This is a genomic window from Mycobacterium sp. IS-1264, from assembly GCF_001954195.1.
Lineage (GTDB): Bacteria > Actinomycetota > Actinomycetes > Mycobacteriales > Mycobacteriaceae > Mycobacterium.
Map to the genome: position 1 here is coordinate 68,085 of NZ_MBES01000053.1, position 19,863 is coordinate 87,947.

Here is a 19,863-nt window from a genome sequence, read left to right on the forward strand (position 1 = left end):
CATGTCGGCACTGCAGGGCAAGATCGCACTCGTGACCGGCGCGTCGTCGGGCCTGGGCGCCGAAACGGCCCGGCTGTTTTCCCGCCAGGGCGCAACGGTTTTCGGCATCGGTCGCGATACCGGGCGCTTGGCCGAGGTATTCGCCGATGTGGAACGGGGTTCGTACGCATCGGTGGATGTCGCTGTGGCGCAGGCTTGTCGGGATGCGGTGGATCAATGCGTTCGCGAGTTCGGCGGATTGGACGTCCTCGTCAACATCGCCGGCAAGCACCAGATGCGCAGAACCGAGTCGATGACCGACGACGACTGGGCACAAGATCTCGGCGTCAACCTGAACGGGCCGTATTACCTGTGCAGGGCGGCGCTACCCCGTCTGCTGGAGCGGGGCGGCAACATTGTCAACGTCAGCTCGATCGCCGGTGTCGAAGGCCAGGCGTATTCGGCCGGCTACTGCGCCGCCAAGCATGGACTGATCGGGCTGACTCGCGCGTTGGCGGTGGAGTACACCGCGGATCGCCTGAGGGTCAACGCCGTGTGTCCGGGCGGCATGCTCACGCCGCAAATTGAACAGTTCAGCGCGCCGGACAACCCGAACTACGACCTGATCATGCGCACCGCCTCGCCGCGCGGGTTGATGCAGCCCCTCGACGTCGCGAACGTGATCGCCTTCCTCGCGAGCGACGCCGCCGTCGCCGTTCACGGCGCCGTCTACCGGGTCGACAACGGCAAGGGTGCCGGCTAGCACGGCGGCGTAGCCTGCTGTGAATGACCACCGAGCTGCAAACCACCGTCGATGAAATCGCCGACGGTATCTTCCGGTTTTCCACGTGGGTACCGGGCATCACCGAACACGGCTTCACGTTCAACCAGTTCCTGCTGACCGCGGAGCAGCCATTTCTGTTCCACTGCGGGATGCGGCAGCTCTTTCCGCTGTTGTCCGCGGCCATCGCCAAGGTGATACCGCTGGAACGCCTGCGCTGGATTTCGTTCGCCCACATCGAGGCCGACGAGTGCGGGGCGATGAACGCGCTGCTGGCCGCGGCGCCGCAGGCCGAGGTCATTCACGGGCCGCTGGCATGCATGCTCTCGCTCAACGACATGTGCGACAGGCCGCCGGTAGTCGCAGGCGACGTGCACGATATCGGCGGTCATCGACTGCGATTCATCCCCACCCCACACGTGCCGCACAACTGGGAGAGCGGGCTTTGGTTCGACGAGACAAGCTCCACGCTATTGGCCGGAGATCTGCTGACCCACACCGGTCAGTGCCCCGCGCTCACCGAATCCGACTGCATCGCACCGGCTTTAGAGGCTGAGGCGGCCTTCCGCGCCACCGCGCTGACCCCCAACCTTGGACCCACGCTCGAGCAGCTGGCACAGTTGCGGCCCACGACCCTGGCGCTGATGCACGGCGCCTCCTTCGCCGGCGACGGCGCCGCGCAGTTGCGCGGCCTGGCCGACGGATATGCGGGGATGGCCGGTTGATCTCGACGTCGAGATTGCCGTGAGGGCTGTGATTGAGCCTTGGGTCACGACCATGGCGGCAATCTCGGCGTGGCGCCGTTGATCGCAAGCAACCCGGGTTTGGCATTGGACGTGGACCTCGCCACTCGGGCGACGACAACGGTTGCGTCCCCAAGAATCGGCATGCCGAGATGGTAGACCTGCGATCCCGGTATTCGCTGCGACTGCCCAATGGCGCAGAATCTGCATCGTGGACCGGCCCGCGAGCGCGCCACATCAGCTGCCATTGGCGGCGGCGGGCGCGCGCTGGCTGATCGCCGCCGCCGTCCTCGGTTCGGGAATCGCGTTGCTGGACGGCACCGTCGTCAACGTCGCGCTGCCGGCCATCGGGCGCGAGATGGGCGCGGGCTTGGCCGGTCAACAGTGGGTCCACGACGGCTACCTGCTGACATTGAGTGCGTTGCTGCTCGCGGGTGGCGCCGCCGGAGATCGTTACGGCCGTCGCCGAATCTTCGTTGCGGGACTGGTCGTTTTCACCGCCGCCTCACTCGGGTGTGGCGTCGCACCGACCATCGGCTGGCTGATCGGCGCCCGGCTGGTTCAGGGGGTCGGTGCCGCGGCGCTGGTTCCCGGGAGCCTCGCGTTGATCGATGCCGGAATCACCGACGAGGACCGCGGCCGTGCGGTGGGAATCTGGGCGGGGATGTCCGGAGTGACCACGGCGCTGGGCCCGTTGATCGGCGGCTGGCTGGTGGATACGGCCTCATGGCGCTGGGTGTTCTTTTTGAATGTTCCGCTCGCCGTGGCGGTGGGGTGGATCGCCAGCCGCCATGTCACTGAATCCCGCGATCCAACCGTGCGCGGCCGCCCTGACATCCTCGGGACCGCCGCAATCACGGTGGGCCTGGCCGGAGTGATCTACGCGCTCATCGAGTTTCCTTCTCGCGGTTGGACATTGGCGAACCTGACCGCCTGCGCGGTCGGCGCCTTGGCGTTGGCCGCTTTCCCGCTGATCGAAGCGCGTGCACAGTCGCCGCTGTTGCCTCCAACCCTGTTTCGTTCCCGGCAATTCACCGGCGCCAACCTCACCACCCTGGCCGTCTACACGGCGGTCGGCGGCGCCCTGTTCCTGCTGGCCCTGCAGCTGCAACAAAGCTTGCACTACTCTGCGCTCGCCGCCGGCCTGTCGATGTTGCCGCTGACGATCATCATGCTGATCGGCTCCCCGTGGGCAGGCGCGCTCGCGCAGCGCACCGGGCCACGGCTGCCCATGACGGTCGGCCCGCTGATCGCCGCCGCCGGCCTGGCGCTGATGACTCGAATCGTGCCCGGGACAACGTATCTGGCCGCGGTGCTGCCCGCTGTGGTCGTGTTCGGCGTCGGACTGGCCATCACCGTTGCGCCGCTTACCGCAGCCGTTCTTTCGGCCGTACCCGACGGCTATGCGGGGACCGCGTCGGGCGTCAACAATGCCATTGCGCGTGTCGCCGGACTGATCGCGATCGCCGTCCTCCCGGTCGCGGCCGGAATTCGGGCGGGCCCCGGCCAGCCGCTCGGCGCCGGCTTCGCGCTCGCGATGGCCATCACCGCGGCCGTCTGCGTAGTCGGCGCAATCACCTCGTTCCTGACCATCCGCACCGGCGCCGACATCACGCAACAGGTGCTGCCGGGAATCAACCACGCCTGCCAGCAGCCCTGCACCAGACGCCCCACGAGCGCGCGCGACGCGGCATAGTCCGGGCAAAGGCGGTAACGGAACCCACGAACCACGACCGTAACGTCTGTCGTATGACGAGAAATCTCAACTATCGCCTCGCCCGCCACGCGCCGGCGGTGCTTAGCCTGTTTCGGTTGGTCTACGGTCTGCTCTTCGCCGGGTACGGCTCGATGATCCTGTTCGGTTGGCCCGTTCGTCCGGCGTGGCCGGTCCAGGTGGGGGCCTGGCCCGCCTGGTACGCCGGCTTGATCGAACTCGTGGCGGGGCTGCTGGTTGCGGCCGGATTGTTCACCCGCGCCGCGGCATTCATTGCCTCGGGCGAAATGGCGGTCGCGTATTTCTGGATGCATCAGCCGCGCTCGCTCTGGCCGATCGGAGATCCCCCGGCGGGCAATGGTGGAACGTTGGCGATTCTCTTCTGCTTCGGTTTCTTCCTGCTGGTCTTCATGGGCGGGGGGAGCCATTCAATCGATGCTCGGCGCGGCAATCCGCGGCGCTGATCTCACTCGCCCCAGCGGCCGTGTGACGCCATGACCTCTACGAGGGCTGGGTTTCCCGACTGGCGTTCACGCAGCAGCTCGCCCGGCATCGAATAGGGTGGCGCCGCCTCGGGGCTACGTTGCGCGTGCGCGACGATCGCGTCCACCAGCGTGCGCGCCATGGACAGCCGCGGGTAACGGGCGTGGATCGCCGCGGCCGTCTGCTCGTCGATCGCCTCGGCATTGCGGCCGAAATCCGCGCCGATGCCGGACTGCGTCAGTGAGCAGAGCGCTCCGCGCCGATTGGCGATGCCCATCGAGGTGTGTAGGGCGATGGCCTCCCAGACGCCGTCCACGACCGCGCGCTCGCAGCCCTGCTCGGTCAGGAAAGCCGCCGCGAGGTCTGCTCCCTCGACCTCGAACCGCTCCTTGCCGGGTGCCGCGGTCCCGACTCCCAGGTCGTGCAGGACGCATCCCAAAAACAAGGCCTCGCTGTCATAGTCGGCGCCCGATCGCATCCCCTCGCGGGCCGCGAGCAGCTCCCCGAACAGGTAGCTGCGCACGCTGTGGTTGAACACCGACGCCGACTCGGTGGACTGCGCCAGCCGCATCGCGGCATGCGCGACGGTGGTGTCGATCAGATCCGGAACCTGTTGCATGGGCAATTACGTTAGGCCGGCGCCTGCGACGTGGGGAGTGGCTGCAACGCCACGCTTCCCACGATTTAGGCCATACACAAGGGTGCAGGGAACGCTTCCGCTCGGGCGGCGATAATGACATTCTCTAGTTCGGAGAAGCCATTTCCGCACGCGGGTTCCGGAGGAGGTCGACGGTGGGCGCTGACATCGACGGGAAGGTCGCCCTGGTAACCGGAAGCAGCCGCGGGCTGGGCAAGGCGATCGCCGCGCGGCTCGCGGCCGAGGGCGCGACGGTGGCGCTGACCGCTCGCACCATGGATCCCGATCCCAAATACCAAGGGTCGCTGGCCCAAACCCGCGACGAGATCGCGGCCGCGGGCGGCCGGGCCATCGCGGTGCAGGCGGACCTGTCCCATTCCGAGGAGCGTGAACGGCTCTTCGCCGAGGTAGTGCAAGCCGTCGGCGCACCCGACATCCTGGTCAACAACGCCGCGGTGACCTTCCTGCGGCCGCTCGACGGCTTTCCCGAGCGACGGGCCCGGCTGATGATGGAGATGCATGTGCTCGGCCCATTGCATCTGTGCCAGTTGGCGATTCCCGCGATGCGCGAGCGCGGCCGGGGCTGGATTCTGAACGTGACGTCGGTGGGGGGCGACCTGCCGCCGGGGCCGCCGTTCTCCGACTTCGACCGCGCCGCGGGCTTCGGGATATACGGCACGGCCAAGGCCGCGCTCAATCGGCTCACCAAAAGCCTTGCCGCCGAACTCTACGACGACGGCATCGCCGTCAACGCCGCCGCTCCGTCGAATCCCGTCGCGACCCCCGGGGCCGGCACCCTCGACCTGGCCAAGACCGACACCGAGGGGATCGAGCTGATCACCGAGACCGCCTTTCGGTTGTGCACGGGCGATCCGAAGACCATGACCGGTCGCATCGCGCACACCCAGCCGTTTCTGGCCGAAGTGGGCTGGCTGAAATCGGCGGGCTGAATGGCCGCTGAGCTCGACCTCGACGAGCTGCGGCGGCGGCTCGCCGGCGCGGGTGTCACCGGAGTCGAGTCACTGGCCGGGGGAGCGTCCAGCCTTACGTTTCGGGGCGTGCGCGATGGCCGGGCGGTGGTGATCAAGGTCGCTCCGCCCGGCGTCGAGCCGGTCGCGCACCGCGACGTGCTGCGCCAGGCCCGCATCATCAAAGCGCTTGCCGTGACGGGGGTTCCGGTTCCCGAGGTCCTGTGGGAGGACGCCGGAAAACCGCCCCTGTTCGTTATGTCTCATGTGGAAGGCGACTGTGTGGAGCCGTTGTTCGACGGTTGCCCATCGACCCCTGACCTCGCCGAGCGTTACCGCAACGCGTGCCGGGTGATGGCCGCCCTGCACCGCGTGTCGCCGAGCGACTTGGATTTCGGCACTGAACCGGTCATCGATCCGGTCGCGGAAGTCCGGCGCTGGTGCGACACGCTGCGAACCGTCGATGCCGCCCTGGTGCCCGGCTGGCAAGGTGTGCGCGACGCATTGTTGGGTTGCGCGCCAACGGGTTTGGCGCCGAGTGTGGTGCACGGTGACTTCCGGCTGGGCAACCTGCTCGCGGTCGGAGCGCGCGTCAACGCGGTGATCGACTGGGAGATCTGGTCGATCGGCGACCCGCGCGTCGACGCGGGCTGGTTCCTGATCAACTGTGATCCTGATACCTACCAACGCGTTCCGGATTCGGCGGGTCTGGCACCGCCGGTCGCTGAACTCGCGGAAATTTATCGAGGGGAACTCGGCTGCCCGGTGCCCGATTTGCCCTGGTTCGTCGCACTAGCGTGCTTCAAGTCAGTGGCGACGTGGTCGCTCATCGTCAAGCACAACCGCCGAAGGCGGTCTCCGCGAGCCGAATTGGAAGCCATGGCGGCCACGCTGCCGCGGCTGCTGGAGCGCGCGCACTCAATGCTGGACTAGTGGCACCGCACGAACGGGTTTTCACAGTACATTCCGACGCCACCCCAGTTCCGTTCCGAATCGCCTTCGTCTTGGGTGGGCGCTCGCAGTGCCGGGACTGCCCCCGATATCAATTGGTTGATGACGATGTTGGCTCCCCCGGACCCATCAGTTTGCGGGTCCGCGTTGGCCAGACCGGTGGCGCCGAAGAAGTTCGCGACACACACCCCGCCGGCAAACAATCCGGCCGTGCACGCGCGAAATTTCATGCCGCCCTCTCCGATCGTCTGCCGCGAACTAATGGTGAATAGAGACACCATTTTAACCCCCGGCGAACGAGGCGGATACAAAATTTCCCCCGTTCTTGCGCGGCAAGATCGCAGGTCAATTACGAACGTGCAACAGCTTTGATTGGCTGGCCAGCAAATTTCGCGACTCGCATCTCGCGCTGCGTACGGTGTCGCGCGTGAGGCCGATCGCTGTGGTTATGCACCGCGTTGCGGTTGTCGCCGTCTGCTTCGTCATCTCGGTGGCCACGGCGCCCCCGGGAACTGCGGATCCTGAAGTTGAGCCCGCCGCCGCCGAGGCGGCCCCGCCGGCCGACGGCCAGGTACCCTCGGCCGATCCGGCAGCCCTGGACACTCCCGATGGCTGGACGTTGACCCTCGGGGCGAGGGACGAGTCGCAAGTTCCCGTCGCGCCGTTGACGACGGCGGTCTCGTCTCGCGAATACCTCGCCAGCGGGACATTCGTTGCTTCGCTGAAAGGACCGGAACCGCCTCGAGGCGTCCTCGAGGTGGGTTACGAGATCGGCTGCGGAATCGACATGAGCACGTCCAACGGCGTCACGATGGCGGGTAGCGCCGGCGTCAGCCCGGGCCTCGCCTTTACAGGAATATTCACCGGTGTGCCCGGTGTCGTGCCGTTGGTGACCACGCCGATGAACGGCGTGCTCAGCGTGGGGCTCAAGCCCGGCGTCATCATCGTGGTTCCGGTGGTCAAGAAACAGTTCAAGGGTTCCGATCCCTGGGTCATGATCAGCAACTTCCACGTCAAGATCGACGGATGCGTGGGTCAGTCGTTCATCCGCTCCTACGCGACCCTGACTCGAGTGACCGATGAATCCGACGTGGTGCTGTCCTATGTCGGCGTCACGAAAGCCGTTTGAAAGCCGCCTAGCCGCGCGCGATCCCGGCCAGCTTGTCTGCGAACTTTGCCTCGGCGGCCGCGCGCAGCCGCAGCAGATGCTCGGAGGGGAACAGATCGGGAGCCGGCGCGCGGTCCTTCAGCAATTGGCGGGCCAGCGTCACCTTGTGCACTTCGGTCGGACCGTCGGCAAGGCCGAGCACGAACGACTCCACCAGGTATTGCACAAACGGCATCTCATGAGTGGTGCCCAACGATCCGTGTAGCTGAAGCGCCCGCGACGACACGTCGTGCAGCACCTTCTGCATCATCGCCTTGACCGCCGAGATGTCGGCGCGTACCGCCTTGTAGTCGTTGAATTGGTCGATCTTCCAAGCGGTTTGGAGTGTGAGCAGCCGAAAGGCCTCGATCTCCATCCACGAGTCGGCGACCATCTCCTGGACCAGTTGCTTGTTCGCCAACACCTCACCCTGGGTATAGCGCGACACCGCCCGCTCACAGATCATGTCGAAGATGCGCCGGACCAGCCCCACCGTGCGCATCGCGTGGTGAATGCGTCCGCCGCCCAACCGGGTTTGTGCGACGACGAAGGCCCCGCCGCGCGGGCCGAGCATGTGATCGGCCGGCACCCGGACGTTTTCGTAACGCACGTAGCCTTCGCGCCCACCGCCGGGCGGCTGATACCCCAGTCCGACGTCGCGCATCACGTTGATGCCGGGTGTGTCGCCCGGCACGACGAACATCGAGTAGCGCTGATATGGTGGCGCCTCGGGGTCGGTCATCGCCATCACGATGATGAACGACGCCATCGACGCGAACGACGAAAACCACTTCTCTCCGTTGATGATCCAGTGATCACCATCGGGCACCGCGGTGGTGCGGAACACCTTCGGGTCCGCGCCGCCCTGCGGTTCGGTCATCGAGAAGCACGACACGATGCGGTTGTCCAGCAGCGGCTCGAGGTAGCGCGCTTTGAGCTCGGGAGTGCCGTAGTGCGCAAGGATCTCACTGTTGCCGGAATCGGGTGCCTGCGACCCGAAGACTATCGGCGCGCATTCCGACCGGCCCAGAATCTCGTTGAGCAGAGCCAGTTTCACCTGACCATAGCCGGGACCGCCTAGATGCGGCCCCAGGTGGGTGGCCCACAGGCCGCGCTGCTTGACGATCTGCTGCAGCGGCGGGATCAGCGCCTGACGCACCGGATCGCCTAGGTCGTGAGACTCCTTGACGATCAAGTCGATCGGCTCGCACTCGCTGCGCACGAAGTCCTCGACCCATTCGAGTTGTTGCGCCCACTGGGAGTCGGTGGAGAAGTCCCACGCCATGTGTCGTCCTCTCTGCGTTGCGGCTCAGCGAGACCACTTTTCGCGGCGCTCCGCCGCCTCGTCGGTGGCATGTGCGATCACCTGGTTGCGGTTTTCCAGCTCGAGCGCCGACGAGAGACCGGCCGCGTCGGTGTTGACTTGCAGCGCGCGCTTTGTCAGTTGCACACCGAGCGGGGCAAGATCCGCGATCAGCGATGCCAGCTCCAGCGCGCGGTCGGCCAACCGATCCGGCTCGACGACTTCGCTGACCAGAGCGCGCCGATCGGCCTCGGCGGCCGAAACGGTGCGGCCGGTGAGCATCCAATCGGCCGCGACGCTGGTCCCGACGATGCGGGGCAGGTGATAGCTCGTGCCCATCTCTGCCCCCGACAACCCGAGCAGGATGGCCCCGTTGCCGAATGATGCGGCGGCCGAACAGATCCGGATGTCGCAGGCGAGACACAACGCGAATCCCGCACCGACACAGGGGCCGTTGACCGCGGCGATGACGGGCTGCGGCAATTGGCGGATAGCTTCGGCCAATCCGGCCATGTCCTCCTGGAACCGCAAACGGTCCGCCGCCGGCGCGCCGGCCTCCGGCACGTTGGGCCCGAAGTCACGCATGTCGATGCCGGCGCAGAAGCCGCGACCGGCACCGGTCAAAACCACGGCGCGCACCGCGTTGTCGACTGCGACATCGGCCAGCGCCCGACGCAACTCGGTCTGCATGACCTCGTTGATCGCGTTGAGGCGCTCGGGTCGGTTCAGACGCACAACGGCGACGCCGTCGCGCGGACGTTCGAGTTGCAGCGTGTCGGACAGCGGAGATCCCCTTCGATCACCACCGATCGTAATGTGTCTCTCGGCTGAGGAGAATATTCCTCTCCTAGACGGCGAAGCTATTCTCCGGTGGGGGTCGCGTCCGCAAGCGCGGCTATGTCTGCGGGTGGCCGGCCCGCGCGGCGGCCCGCCGGGCGGCCTCGGTGTGCTCGGCGGCGGTCACCACCACCGCGTCGGATCCGGGGTACACCGTCGCCTCGTGGCCCGTCACCAGCCATCGCACCACGTACGGCGGCGAGCCGTCTTCAGCGCGCACCCCGATGATCTCCGCATGCTGATCATGCCGTTCCGTTGTCGTGCCCTTGACAACGAGGAAGTCGCCGACCCTGGCCTTCATCGCCCGCTCCCTTCTCTCGGGGTGTGAGACGTGCCGACCCTTCCAATGGTGCGCGCTTTGTTCACCCAACGGAAGACGCAGCGGGCGCAATCCGAAAATGACTGCGGCAGGGGCGGGTTCAGGCGTCGAAGTTCGTGCCCGCCGTGACGGGCTCCCATTTCGCGATCTCGTCCGCGCGCGCGTCGGCGACATAGCGATACAGGCCCAAGGCGTCGGGCCCCAGCAGCAGGAACCCCGGGGGCTCGTCCGACTCGACCGCAGCGATGATCGCCGAGGCGGCCTTGGCGGGGTCGCCGGCCTGGTTGCCGTCCATCGTGTCGTTTTCCTTGCGGCGCTGCCCCGCGGTGCCGGCGTAGTCGTCGATGACGGTGGCCGACTGCACGAGCGAGCGTCCCGCGAAGTCGGTTCGGAATGCCCCGGGCTCAACGACGGTCACCGAAATGCCCAGGGGTGCGAGTTCGCCCCGAAGCGAGCCGCTCATGCCCTCGATGGCGGCCTTGGCGGCCGAGTAGTAGCCGGATCCCACCGGATTCACGGTGGCGCCGATGGAGGAAATGTTTACGATCGCGCCGCTGCGGCGGGCCCGCATGCCGGGTAACACGGCCTTGATCATCGCGGCGGTGCCGAAGAAGTGCGTCTCGAACAGGGCGCGGACTTCGGCGTCGTCGCCTTCCTCGACCGCGGCGCGATAGCCGTAGCCCGCGTTGTTGACCAGAACGTCGACGCCACCGAACCTCTCGTCGGCCTGCGCAACGGCGGAGGCGATCTGATCGGGCTTGGTGACGTCGAGCGCGACCGGGAGCACGCGCTGCGTCGCGGGGTCTTCCAGGTCGGCGACCTTCGCGACGTCGCGGGCGGTGACGACGGCGTTGTGGCCGGCGGCGATGACGGCTTCGGCGAGCGCGCGGCCGAGTCCCGTCGAGCAGCCGGTGATGAGCCAGGTGGACATGAGAACGCCTCCGTATCAGTCGAGGCACAACGCACACCGGCAGGGCCTGGACGCCATATGCTTGGTCTCGATTTGTCGGGAAGATGCTAACTATGCCGCACGGGTTTCCCAAGCAGCGGCGGCCCTGATGACGTGCGGGTCGTGCGGCACGGAGTTGCGCCCGAACGCGAAATTCTGTGATCAGTGCGGCAAGCCCACGACGGCGGTTGGCGAGGTCGCCGAGTACAAACAAGTGACGGTGCTGTTCGCCGATGTCGTGCACTCGATGGACATCGCCGCGGCGGTGGACACCGAGCGATTGCGCGACATCATGTCCGAGTTGTTGCGGCGGTCAACCGATGTGGTGCGCCGGCACGGCGGCATCGTTGACAAATTCACCGGCGATGGGGTGATGGCACTGTTCGGCGCGCCCGTCGCACTGGAGGACCATGCCGTCCGTGCGTGCCTGGCCGCCTTGGACATTCAGCGGGAGGCCGACAAGCTTGCCGAGGAAGTCAAACGGCGAGATGCGCTCGCGCTGAGCCTGCGGGTCGGCCTGAATTCGGGGCGTGTCATCGCCGGCGCCGTCGGCACGGCGCCATGGAGTTACACCGCCGTCGGCGAACAGGTGGGGATGGCGCAACGGATGGAGTCGGTGGCACCGCCCGGGGGAGTGATGCTCAGCCAGTCCACCGCCAGGCTGGTCGACCATTGCGCGACCCTGGGTGAGCCCGAATTGGTACGGATCAAAGGACGCGAAAACCCCGTCGCCGCGCGGCAACTCCTTGCGATCGGCCCCCGGCGGACCGACCGCGTCGAGGCGGCCCTGGTGGGCCGGCGCCGGGAACTGGCGGCACTGGATGGCGTTGTTCAGCAAGCGATTCAGGGACGCGGCGGTGTGGTGAGGCTGGTGGGGGCGGCCGGCATAGGCAAGAGTCGTCTGGCCCACGAGGTCGCGGCCAGCGCGGCTTCGCGAGATGTAGAAGTGTTCTCGGTGGCCGCCGAATTGCACGACGGCGAAAAGCCGTTCACGGTGGTGACGCGGCTGCTGCGGTCGGTCATCGGCATTCGTGATCAGGACCCACAATCCGCGCGAGAGACGATGCGGGCACGGACCTTTGACGTCGACGAGCAGGACCTATTGCTGCTCGACGAGCTGTTCGGAATCGGCGATCCGCTCGTGGCCGCGCCGGCACTGGATCCCGATGCACGGCGGCGACGGCTGACGGCGCTCATCGCGCGCGTGGTGCGCCAGCGCGCGCAACCTACCCTGTACATCGTCGAGCGTGCGGGCTGGAGCGACGCGGTCAGCCAGTCGATGCTGGCGGACCTTGCGACCGTGATCCCCCAAACCTGTTCAGTGCTGCTCATCACCCACCGCCCCGAGTACGGCGGTGCACTGACAAGGATCGCGGGCGCACCCTCGATTGTCCTTGATCCCCTGGATGATTCCGATTCTGCGGCATTGGTCGCCGAGCTGCTCGGCATGGACCCGTCGGTGGCGGACGTGGCGGCGATGATCATCGCGCGAGCGTGCGGCAACCCGTTCTTCGCCGAGGAGATCGTGCGTGACCTCCGCGACCGTGGCGTGCTGGTGGGGCAGCCCGGAGCCTACGCGTGCACCACCGCGGTTACCGACATCAACGTTCCCGCCACCGTGCAGGCCGCGATCGCGGCGCGCATCGACCGCTTGCCCGCGCCGGCGAAGCGAGCGCTTGGTGCCGCGGCGGTGATCGGGGACCGCTTCAGCGCCGATCTCTTGACGAGGCTGAGCATCGAGCCCGCGCTCGAGCCGCTGCTCGACGCGGACTTCATCGATCAAATGACCACGCGCCGCACACATCTCGCGCTGCTGGGACTCGACCAATCTCAGGAGTACGCCTTCCGCCAGCGCCTGATTCGTGTGGTGGCTTATGAATCAATGCTCAGGTCGACCCGTGTCGAGCTGCATCGGCGGCTGGCCGCGGTCATCCAAGCGGGCGGGCCGGGCGTCGAAGTAAATGCGGAGCGGGTGGCCGAACATCTGGAAGCCGCGGGCGACCTGCGCGAGGCCTATCCCTGGCACATGCGCGCCGGCGCGATGGCTACCAAGCGCGATATCGGTGCCGCCCGGCTCAGCTGGCAACGCGCCCGTCAGGTCGCCGACCGGTTGCCATCGGACGAGGTCGGGGTGATGCGAATGCGCATCGCGCCCCGCGCCAGCCTCTGCGCCACCGCCTGGATGGCCGGAGGGCCTGTCGCCGGAGCCGGTTTCGACGAGTTGGCCGAACTGTGTGCCGAAGCCGGGGACAAGGTGTCGCTCGCCGTCGGCTTGGGCGGGCAGGTCATGGCGCGGACGTTTCACAACGAAATCAGGGAGGCGTCGCGGCTGGCGACCGAGTACATCGGTCTGCTCGAATCGATCGGCGACCCGACGATGATGATCGGCGCGTGCCATCCGGCGGTGGTCGCGAAATGTGAAGCCGGCGAGATGGCTGAGGCACTGCGGCTCTGCCAGCGGGTGATCGAGCTGGCGGCCGGTGATGCCGCCCGCGGCAACGTTTTAGTCGGATCTCCGCTGGCGATGGCCAAGGCGATGAGCGGTTTCATCAAGTGCTGTATGGGGATGGCCGGTTGGCGGCAGGATGCCGATGAGGCGATGGCCCTCGCCCGCGGATCCGATGCGATCACCGAGGTGACGGTGACGATGTACAAATACGTCCCGGTGATGTTCGGCGCGATCACGCTGGACGGCGACGCCCTTCGCGATACCGCCGCGGCCCTGCACAACGCCGAGCGTTCCGGCAATGACTTCTCCGTGGGCTTCGCTCGGTTCACCCGCGGCCTGGCGCTCATCCATCACGAAAACGCTGACAGCGCACGCGGATTCGACATGCTCGCCGACGTCCGCGAATCGAGCGCCCAAGAACGGCTCAGCATGACGATACTGCCACCGGTCGACGCCTACCTCGCCCGCGCGAAGGCCGACGCCGGCGATCTCGATGGGGCGATCGAGCTGTCCCGCGGTGCGGTCGACGGCATGTACACGACCGGGGGGACGCTCCACCTGGGCATGGCCGTCGAGGTGCTGTCCGAACTCCTGCTGCGCCGCGGCGGAGCCGACGATCTGGCCGAGGTTGGCGCCGCGATCGAGCGGTTGTCGGTGGTGCCGGCCGAGCCCGACTTCGTGCTGCACGAACGTTCGCTGCGACGGCTGCGGGCACTTACCTAGCGGGCGTTCGCCATTACGGCCGCGGCGCGGGGAGGGCGTCCCACTGCCGCTGCACCTTGCGTTCGCTGGGCGTGGGCATCAGACCCGACGGCGCGAACAACTTCGACGGTAACGGGTCGTCCTCGGTCAACGGTCTGCCGCCACCTCGAATTGCGTTGAGCGCAACGATGATTCCGGCGATGAGCACGATGACGACAACCAACGCGAAGAGGATCGACAGGGTGCCCTGGATGAACGTGTTCCGAATGACCTCGTCGAGCTGATGGGCGTTTTTTGCCAAACCGAACGCCGTCTTGCCCGCATTCTTCGCCGCCAAGTACTGCGTGTGCTGAGTCCAGTAGCCGACCGCGGGATCCCCGGAGAAGATCTTCTGCCACGACGCGGTCAACGTGACGGCCAGGTCCCACAGCAGCGGTACTCCCGGGATCCACGCCCACCTCAGTAGGCCCTTCTTGATGACGACCACGGTGACGACGGTCAGCGCGATCGCCGCGAGGAGCTGGTTCGCGATGCCGAACAGGGGGAACAACGTGTTGATTCCGCCCAGCGGGTCGGTCACGCCCATCAGCAGGATGCTGCCCCACGCGGCGACCACGGCGAGGCTGCAGACCCATACACCTGGGCGCCAGCTCGGGTTTCGCAGTTTGGCCAGTGGGCCGCCGAAGTTTCCGAGCGTGTCGGAGAGCATGAACCGGTTTACCCTGGTCCCGGCATCGAGGGTGGTCAGGATGAACAGCGCCTCGAACATGATCGCGAAGTGGTACCAGAAGGACTTGAGAGCGGCGCCGCCGAACACCCGCTGCAGCACCTCTGACATGCCGAGCGCCAGCGTCGGTGCTCCGCCGGTGCGCGACACGATCGTCCTCTCGCCGATGCTGGTGGCGGCCTGGCTGATTTGGTCGGCGGTGGCCGGGGCGCCCGACAACCCGAGTCCGTTGACGTAGTGGGCGGCGCTGGCCGCGGTGCCCCCGGTCTGCGCGGCCGGCGCGTTGAGGGTGAAGTACAGGTGCTGGTTGATGATTGACGCGGTGATCAGCGCCATGACGGCGACGAAGGATTCGGTGATCATGCCGCCGTAGCCGATCAGCCGCATCTGGCTTTCCTTCTCCAGCATTTTCGGCGTGGTCCCAGATGAGATCAACGAGTGGAATCCGGAGAGAGCGCCGCACGCGATGGTGATGAACAGGAACGGGAACAGCGAGCCGGCGAACACCGGGCCGTTCCCCCGGGTGGCGAAGTGCGAGATTGCGGGTGCCTGCATTTCCGGCCGGGCGATGACGATTCCGATGGCGATGAGCGCGATGGCGCCGACCTTCATGAACGTCGACAGGTAGTCGCGCGGCGCGAGCAGCAACCACACCGGCAGTACCGACGCGGCGAAGCCGTAGACGATCAGGCACCAGCACAGCGTGACAGGGGACAGGGTGAACCAGGATGCGCCCCATGATGTTTCGGCGACCCAGTTGCCGGAGACCACGGCGAGCATCAGCAGCGCGAAGCCGATCAGGGATACTTCCGCAACCCGTCCGGGTCGCAGGAACCGCAGGTAGCAGCCCATGAACAGAGCGATGGGGATGGTCATGGCGATGGAGAACACCCCCCATGGGCTCTCGGCCAGTGCCTTCACCACGATCAGTGCCAGCACCGCGATCAGGATCACCATGATGACGAGGACACCGAGGAGGGCGGCGGCCCCGCCCACGACGCCGAGCTCGTCACGGGCCATCTGGCCGAGGGAACGGCCCCGGCGCCGGGTGGAGATCCACAGCACCAAGTAGTCCTGCACGCAGCCGCCGAACACCGCGCCGATGACAATCCAGATGCTGCCCGGCAGGTAGCCCATCTGGGTTGCGAGCACCGGACCGACAAGCGGTCCGGCTCCGGCGATGGCGGCGAAATGATGGCCGAACAACACTCGCCGGTCGGTGGGCACGTAATCGGTGCCGTCATCGAGGACCTCGGCCGGCGTGGCGTGGTCGTCGCGCGGGCGGACGATCTTCATTTCGATCAGCCGGGCATAGAACCGGAACCCGATGATGTACGTGCAGATGGCCGCGACCACGAACCAGACCGCGTTCACCGTCTCCCCGCGGGCGAACGCGATGATCGCCCAGGCGATGGCACCGAGCACGGCGATCACCGCGAAGACGATCTTGTGCCGGACGGTGATCGGTGAGCGGTCGATGATCGCGACGGCCGGTAAGTCCTCGTCGGTGCGGATGTAGCTGACCTGGCTGTTATCGCTTTCCCGTGCTGCGATGCGCTCCGTCACGCTCAAACCCTACGACGGCCGGGGGTCTGTTGCCCGAGGAGAATCAGTACAGCGCTCGGACCGTGTCGATGGTGTCGGCTTCGGCCGGGCCCTTGTCGTCGCGGTAGCGCACGACGCGGGCGAACCGCAGCGCCAGTCCGCCCGGGTAGCGCGATGACTCTTGTAGCCCGTCGAACGCGATCTCGACGACCTGCTCGGGCCGCACCACGACGACGTGGCCGTCGGTGCCGCCGACGGCGAGCTCGGTAAACCGGGCGGTCTGCCAATCCAGCATGGCGTCGGTCATTCCCTTGAAGGTCTTGCCCAGCATGACGAAGCCGCCGGTGGCCGGATCACGCGCGCCCAGATGGATATTGGAGAGTTTTCCGCGGCGGCGCCCCGAGCCCCACTCCACGGCGAGCACCACCAGATCGAGCGTGTGTACCGGCTTGACCTTGAGCCAGCCGGCTCCGCGACGGCCCGCTTGATATGGCGCCCCCGGCGCTTTCGCCATGACGCCTTCGTGCCCGGCGGCCAGCGTCGCGTCCAGGAAGTCCGTGGCGGCCGCGGGGTCGGACGTGACGAGCCGGTCCACCCGCTGCGCGGGTGGCACCAGCGAGTCCAGGGCGGCCAGCCGGTCGGTGGTCGGGGCATCGAGCAGGTCGACGCCGTCGCGGTGCAAGATGTCGAAGAAGAACACCGAAAGTGGCTGTGCCAGTTGGGCTGCGGCCACGTCGACGGATCGGCCGAACCGTGACGCGGTGATCTGGAAGCGGTGTGGCCGGTTGTCCGGCCGCAGCGCGATCGCCTCCCCGTCGGCGATGAACTCGCTCACCGGTAGTGCCAGCGTCGCCTCGACCACCTCCGGCAGCCGGGCGGTGACGTCGTCGAGGCTTCGGGTGTAGACCGTGACCTGGTCACCGGCGCGGTGGATCTGCACGCGCGCGCCGTCCAGCTTCGCCTCGAAAATCGTTGTGCCGCCATGGCGTTCGATCGCATCGGCGACGCTGGTCGCGGTCTGCGCCAGCATCGGGCCGACCGGTTGGCCCGCCCGCAGGGTGAACGCCTCCAATGCGACGGCCCCGCCGGTCAGACCGGCTGCCGCTACCGCGGGTAGATCCCCGCCCAGCATCGCGGCGCGCTGCACCGCGGCGGCAGGGATTCCGGCGGCGCGGGCCACGGCGTCGGCCATGATCCCGGCCAGCGCGCCCTGGCGCAGCTCGCCGCTCATGAGTCGCAGCAGAAAGGTCTGTTCGGTTTCGGTCGCGGCGGAGAACAGGCCCGCGACGAGTTCGGCGCGCCGCGCCTGGGACCCTTTGCCCGAGACGGCACCGATCTCGGAGAACGCGGCGTCGACACCGCAGACGGTCAGGGTCGGATTCGACGCGGGTGGCGGCCGCGACCGCAGCGACGCCCATCCCACGCCGATCTGGCGTTGCCGCAGCTCACCCGAGAGCCACGACACGATGATCGAGACGAGCTCGGGATCCGGCGCGGCGCGACTGAGCAGCTCGGCGATGTGGGCGACCTTGGCCAGGCGCGACGAGGTGCCGCCGACGTCCGCAGACGTCGCCGCCACGTCGAGAAGGAGCACGGTGGCCAGCTTGGCATGGCTCGGTGACAAGCCTTCGGAGCCGACACGATAGCGTGCCTAGATAACGTTACAGATTGCGTGGAATCTGACAAGCCATAAAAGGGAGGTCCGGATGGAGATCAACGGGAAGAAGGTCGTCGTCATCGGCGGCGCTTCGGGCATGGGGCGTGCCAGCGCCGAACTTCTGCACGAGCGCGGCGCGCAGGTCGCTGTGCTCGATCGTGAGGGCTCCGACGGCAAGGAGGTCGCAGAAGGCGTCGGCGGCAAGTTCTACCCGGTCGACGTCACCGACTTCGGCGGCACCGAGGAAACGCTGCAGGCCGCGGTCGACGACCTGGGTGGGCTGCACGTCGTGATCACTACCGCGGGCGGCGGCATCGCCAAGCGCACGATGACCAAGACCGGCCCGCACGACCTGGAGTCCTTCCAATCGGTGATCGATCTCAACCTCATCGCCACCTTCAACATCAGCCGGCTGGCCGCCGCGCACATGAGCAAGAACGAGCCCGAGGACGAGGAGCGGGGCGTCATCATCAACACGGCGTCCATCGCGGCCTTCGAGGGCCAGATCGGGCAGGTCGCCTACACGGCCGCCAAGGCGGGCATCGCCGGCATGTGCCTGACCATGGCGCGCGACCTTGGGTCGCTGGGCATCCGGGTGCTGGCGATCGCGCCCAGCCTGTTCGCCACGGGTTTGACCAAGGGCATTCCGGACGAATTCGCCTCGGCGCTGACCAAGGACGCGGCCTTCCCCAAGCGCCTCGGCCGGCCGATCGAGTACGCGAAGCTGGTCGCCGCGATCGTGGACAACCCGATGCTCAACGGCCAATGCCTGCGACTGGACGCAGGGCAGCGATTCGCGCCTAAGTAAGACAACCCGGCCGCAGGGGGCCGCGGCAATACAGTATCCTCTTTAGGCAGCCGCCCCGCTCCCCCTCGGAGCGGGGCAGGCAGTTAGCACGGTAGCGAGGAGGCCCCGATGGGTATCGCACTGACCGACGACCATCGCGAACTCGCCGAGGTAGCCCGCGCGTTCCTCACCTCGCAGAAGGCGCGCTGGGCGGCGCGCTCGCTGCTTGATTCGCCGGACGAACCCCGGCCCCCGTTCTGGCAGAACCTAGTGGAACTCGGCTGGCTCGGCCTGCACGTCGACGAAGAACACGGCGGCTCGGGCTACGGACTGCCCGAACTCGTGGTGGTGACCGAAGAACTCGGACGCGCGGTGGCGCCGGGGCCGTTTGTGCCGACCGTGATCGCGTCGGCGGTCATCGCCAAAGACGGTAGCGCCGAGCAGAAATCGCGGCTGCTGCCCGGGCTGATCGACGGAACTCTCACCGCTGGTATCGGCCTGGACGGCCAGGTGCGGGTCAAGGACGGCACAGCCGACGGCGAGGCCGGGATCGTGTTGGGCGCCGGGCTCGCCGAGCTGTTGCTGATCGCGGCCGGCGACGACGTGCTGGTGCTGGACCGCGGCCGCGCCGGCGTGTCGGTGGACGTGCCCGACAACTTCGATCCGACCCGGCGTTCCGGGCGGGTGCGCCTGGAGAATGTGAGCATCGCCGCCGCGGACATCCTGCCGGGGGCCCGGGAATCGGCGCTGGCGCGGGCGCGGACATTGCTGGCCGCGGAGGCGGTGGGCGGGGCTTCGGACTGTGTCGACGCGGCCGTCGGCTATGCGAAGGTGCGCCAGCAATTCGGCCGCACCATCGCCACTTTCCAAGCGGTAAAGCATCATTGCGCAAACATGTTGGTGGCCGTCGAATCCGCGATCGCGGCGGTGTGGGACGCCTCGCGCGCCGCGGCGGAGGATGAGGAGCAGTTCCGTCTCATCGCCGCGGTGGCCGCGGCGCTGTCATTCCCGGCCTACGCGCGCAACGCCGAACTCAACATCCAGGTGCATGGCGGCATCGGCTTCACCTGGGAACACGATGCGCACCTGCACCTGCGCCGGGCGCTGGTGAGTTCGGCGCTGTTCGGCGGCGACGCCCCGGCCGGCGAGGTCTTCGATCGCACCGCGGCCGGCGCTGTCCGGGAG

Annotated in this window: 18 protein-coding genes; 10 read left to right on the forward strand and 8 right to left on the reverse strand. The window is 67.3% G+C overall.

What is annotated here, in order from left to right:
• Position 1: 1 nt before the first annotated feature.
• The 4 genes from A5744_RS10745 to A5744_RS10760 all read left to right on the forward strand — a co-directional run bounded on the left by A5744_RS10745 (position 2) and on the right by A5744_RS10760 (position 3,681).
• The gene (locus tag A5744_RS10745) at positions 2–742 is read left to right on the forward strand and encodes an SDR family oxidoreductase (RefSeq protein WP_076060799.1); all 741 of its coding nucleotides are present in this window, start codon (positions 2–4) and stop codon (positions 740–742) included.
• Between the two features lie 35 nt (positions 743–777).
• Positions 778–1,485: an MBL fold metallo-hydrolase gene (locus A5744_RS10750; RefSeq protein ID WP_076060834.1), complete on the forward strand. Its 708-nt coding sequence runs from the start codon at positions 778–780 to the stop codon at positions 1,483–1,485.
• 229 nt (positions 1,486–1,714) lie between these two features.
• Positions 1,715–3,199, forward strand: coding sequence for an MFS transporter (locus A5744_RS10755; RefSeq protein ID WP_076060800.1), 1,485 nt, complete (start codon positions 1,715–1,717; stop codon positions 3,197–3,199).
• Between the two features lie 53 nt (positions 3,200–3,252).
• Complete coding sequence (locus tag A5744_RS10760; RefSeq protein ID WP_076060802.1) at positions 3,253–3,681, forward strand: DoxX family protein; 429 nt, start codon at positions 3,253–3,255, stop codon at positions 3,679–3,681.
• A 2-nt stretch (positions 3,682–3,683) separates the two neighbouring features.
• On the opposite strand, the gene A5744_RS10765 is transcribed toward A5744_RS10760, so the two are convergent.
• Positions 3,684–4,319, reverse strand: coding sequence for an HD domain-containing protein (locus tag A5744_RS10765; protein WP_076060804.1), 636 nt, complete (start codon positions 4,317–4,319; stop codon positions 3,684–3,686).
• A gap of 173 nt (positions 4,320–4,492) precedes the next feature.
• Here A5744_RS10765 and A5744_RS10770 point away from each other — a divergent pair, with 173 nt between their 5' ends.
• A complete protein-coding gene (locus tag A5744_RS10770) occupies positions 4,493–5,287 on the forward strand; it encodes an SDR family NAD(P)-dependent oxidoreductase (RefSeq protein WP_076060805.1) in 795 nt (264 codons plus the stop codon).
• The gene (locus tag A5744_RS10775; RefSeq protein WP_076060807.1) at positions 5,288–6,238 is read left to right on the forward strand and encodes a phosphotransferase family protein; all 951 of its coding nucleotides are present in this window, start codon (positions 5,288–5,290) and stop codon (positions 6,236–6,238) included.
• Here the strand turns inward: A5744_RS10775 and A5744_RS10780 are convergent.
• The gene (locus A5744_RS10780; protein ID WP_076117946.1) at positions 6,235–6,486 is read right to left on the reverse strand and encodes a hypothetical protein; all 252 of its coding nucleotides are present in this window, start codon (positions 6,484–6,486) and stop codon (positions 6,235–6,237) included. The two genes, A5744_RS10775 and A5744_RS10780, sit on opposite strands and share 4 nt — an antisense overlap.
• Before the next feature lie 212 nt (positions 6,487–6,698).
• Between A5744_RS10780 and A5744_RS10785 the strand changes: the two genes are divergently transcribed.
• Complete coding sequence (locus A5744_RS10785; RefSeq protein ID WP_170874471.1) at positions 6,699–7,385, forward strand: MspA family porin; 687 nt, start codon at positions 6,699–6,701, stop codon at positions 7,383–7,385.
• A gap of 7 nt (positions 7,386–7,392) precedes the next feature.
• Here A5744_RS10785 and A5744_RS10790 read toward each other — a convergent pair whose 3' ends face one another.
• From A5744_RS10790 to A5744_RS10805, 4 genes are all read right to left on the reverse strand, one after another.
• Positions 7,393–8,688, reverse strand: a complete 1,296-nt coding sequence (locus A5744_RS10790; RefSeq protein ID WP_076060811.1) for an acyl-CoA dehydrogenase family protein — start codon at positions 8,686–8,688, stop codon at positions 7,393–7,395.
• Positions 8,689–8,712: 24 nt separating this feature from the next.
• Entirely contained in the window at positions 8,713–9,489 is a 777-nt protein-coding gene (locus tag A5744_RS10795) for an enoyl-CoA hydratase/isomerase family protein (RefSeq protein WP_076060813.1), read from the reverse strand.
• 112 nt (positions 9,490–9,601) lie between these two features.
• On the reverse strand, positions 9,602–9,844 hold the full coding sequence (locus tag A5744_RS10800; protein ID WP_076060814.1) for a DUF1918 domain-containing protein: 243 nt from the start codon (positions 9,842–9,844) through the stop codon (positions 9,602–9,604).
• Positions 9,845–9,962: 118 nt separating this feature from the next.
• The gene (locus tag A5744_RS10805) at positions 9,963–10,793 is read right to left on the reverse strand and encodes an oxidoreductase (protein WP_076060816.1); all 831 of its coding nucleotides are present in this window, start codon (positions 10,791–10,793) and stop codon (positions 9,963–9,965) included.
• Positions 10,794–10,920: 127 nt separating this feature from the next.
• On the opposite strand from A5744_RS10805, the gene A5744_RS10810 reads away from it, so the two are divergent.
• On the forward strand, positions 10,921–13,983 hold the full coding sequence (locus A5744_RS10810) for an adenylate/guanylate cyclase domain-containing protein (RefSeq protein WP_076060817.1): 3,063 nt from the start codon (positions 10,921–10,923) through the stop codon (positions 13,981–13,983).
• 13 nt (positions 13,984–13,996) lie between these two features.
• On the opposite strand, the gene A5744_RS10815 is transcribed toward A5744_RS10810, so the two are convergent.
• Positions 13,997–16,255: a carbon starvation CstA family protein gene (locus A5744_RS10815; protein ID WP_240563017.1), complete on the reverse strand. Its 2,259-nt coding sequence runs from the start codon at positions 16,253–16,255 to the stop codon at positions 13,997–13,999.
• 43 nt (positions 16,256–16,298) lie between these two features.
• Positions 16,299–17,828, reverse strand: a complete 1,530-nt coding sequence (locus A5744_RS10820; RefSeq protein WP_076060836.1) for an ATP-dependent DNA ligase — start codon at positions 17,826–17,828, stop codon at positions 16,299–16,301.
• A gap of 112 nt (positions 17,829–17,940) precedes the next feature.
• Between A5744_RS10820 and A5744_RS10825 the strand changes: the two genes are divergently transcribed.
• Positions 17,941–18,699, forward strand: coding sequence for an SDR family NAD(P)-dependent oxidoreductase (locus tag A5744_RS10825; protein ID WP_076060821.1), 759 nt, complete (start codon positions 17,941–17,943; stop codon positions 18,697–18,699).
• Positions 18,700–18,807: 108 nt separating this feature from the next.
• On the forward strand, positions 18,808–19,863 hold a 1,056-nt coding region (locus tag A5744_RS10830; RefSeq protein WP_139331308.1), incomplete at its 3' end, for an acyl-CoA dehydrogenase family protein.

Bases quoted from the DNA above. Each gene is read 5' to 3' on its own strand.
- A5744_RS10775 (WP_076060807.1), top strand. From the start codon at position 5,288: ATGGCCGCTGAGCTCGACCTCGACGAGCTGCGGCGGCGGCTCGCCGGC.
- A5744_RS10790 (WP_076060811.1), bottom strand. From the start codon at position 8,688: ATGGCGTGGGACTTCTCCACCGACTCCCAGTGGGCGCAACAACTCGAA.
- A5744_RS10780 (WP_076117946.1), bottom strand. From the start codon at position 6,486: ATGAAATTTCGCGCGTGCACGGCCGGATTGTTTGCCGGCGGGGTGTGT.
- A5744_RS10825 (WP_076060821.1), top strand. From the start codon at position 17,941: ATGGAGATCAACGGGAAGAAGGTCGTCGTCATCGGCGGCGCTTCGGGC.
- A5744_RS10765 (WP_076060804.1), bottom strand. From the start codon at position 4,319: ATGCAACAGGTTCCGGATCTGATCGACACCACCGTCGCGCATGCCGCG.
- A5744_RS10810 (WP_076060817.1), top strand. From the start codon at position 10,921: ATGACGTGCGGGTCGTGCGGCACGGAGTTGCGCCCGAACGCGAAATTC.
- A5744_RS10805 (WP_076060816.1), bottom strand. From the start codon at position 10,793: ATGTCCACCTGGCTCATCACCGGCTGCTCGACGGGACTCGGCCGCGCG.
- A5744_RS10745 (WP_076060799.1), top strand. From the start codon at position 2: ATGTCGGCACTGCAGGGCAAGATCGCACTCGTGACCGGCGCGTCGTCG.
- A5744_RS10760 (WP_076060802.1), top strand. From the start codon at position 3,253: ATGACGAGAAATCTCAACTATCGCCTCGCCCGCCACGCGCCGGCGGTG.
- A5744_RS10800 (WP_076060814.1), bottom strand. From the start codon at position 9,844: ATGAAGGCCAGGGTCGGCGACTTCCTCGTTGTCAAGGGCACGACAACG.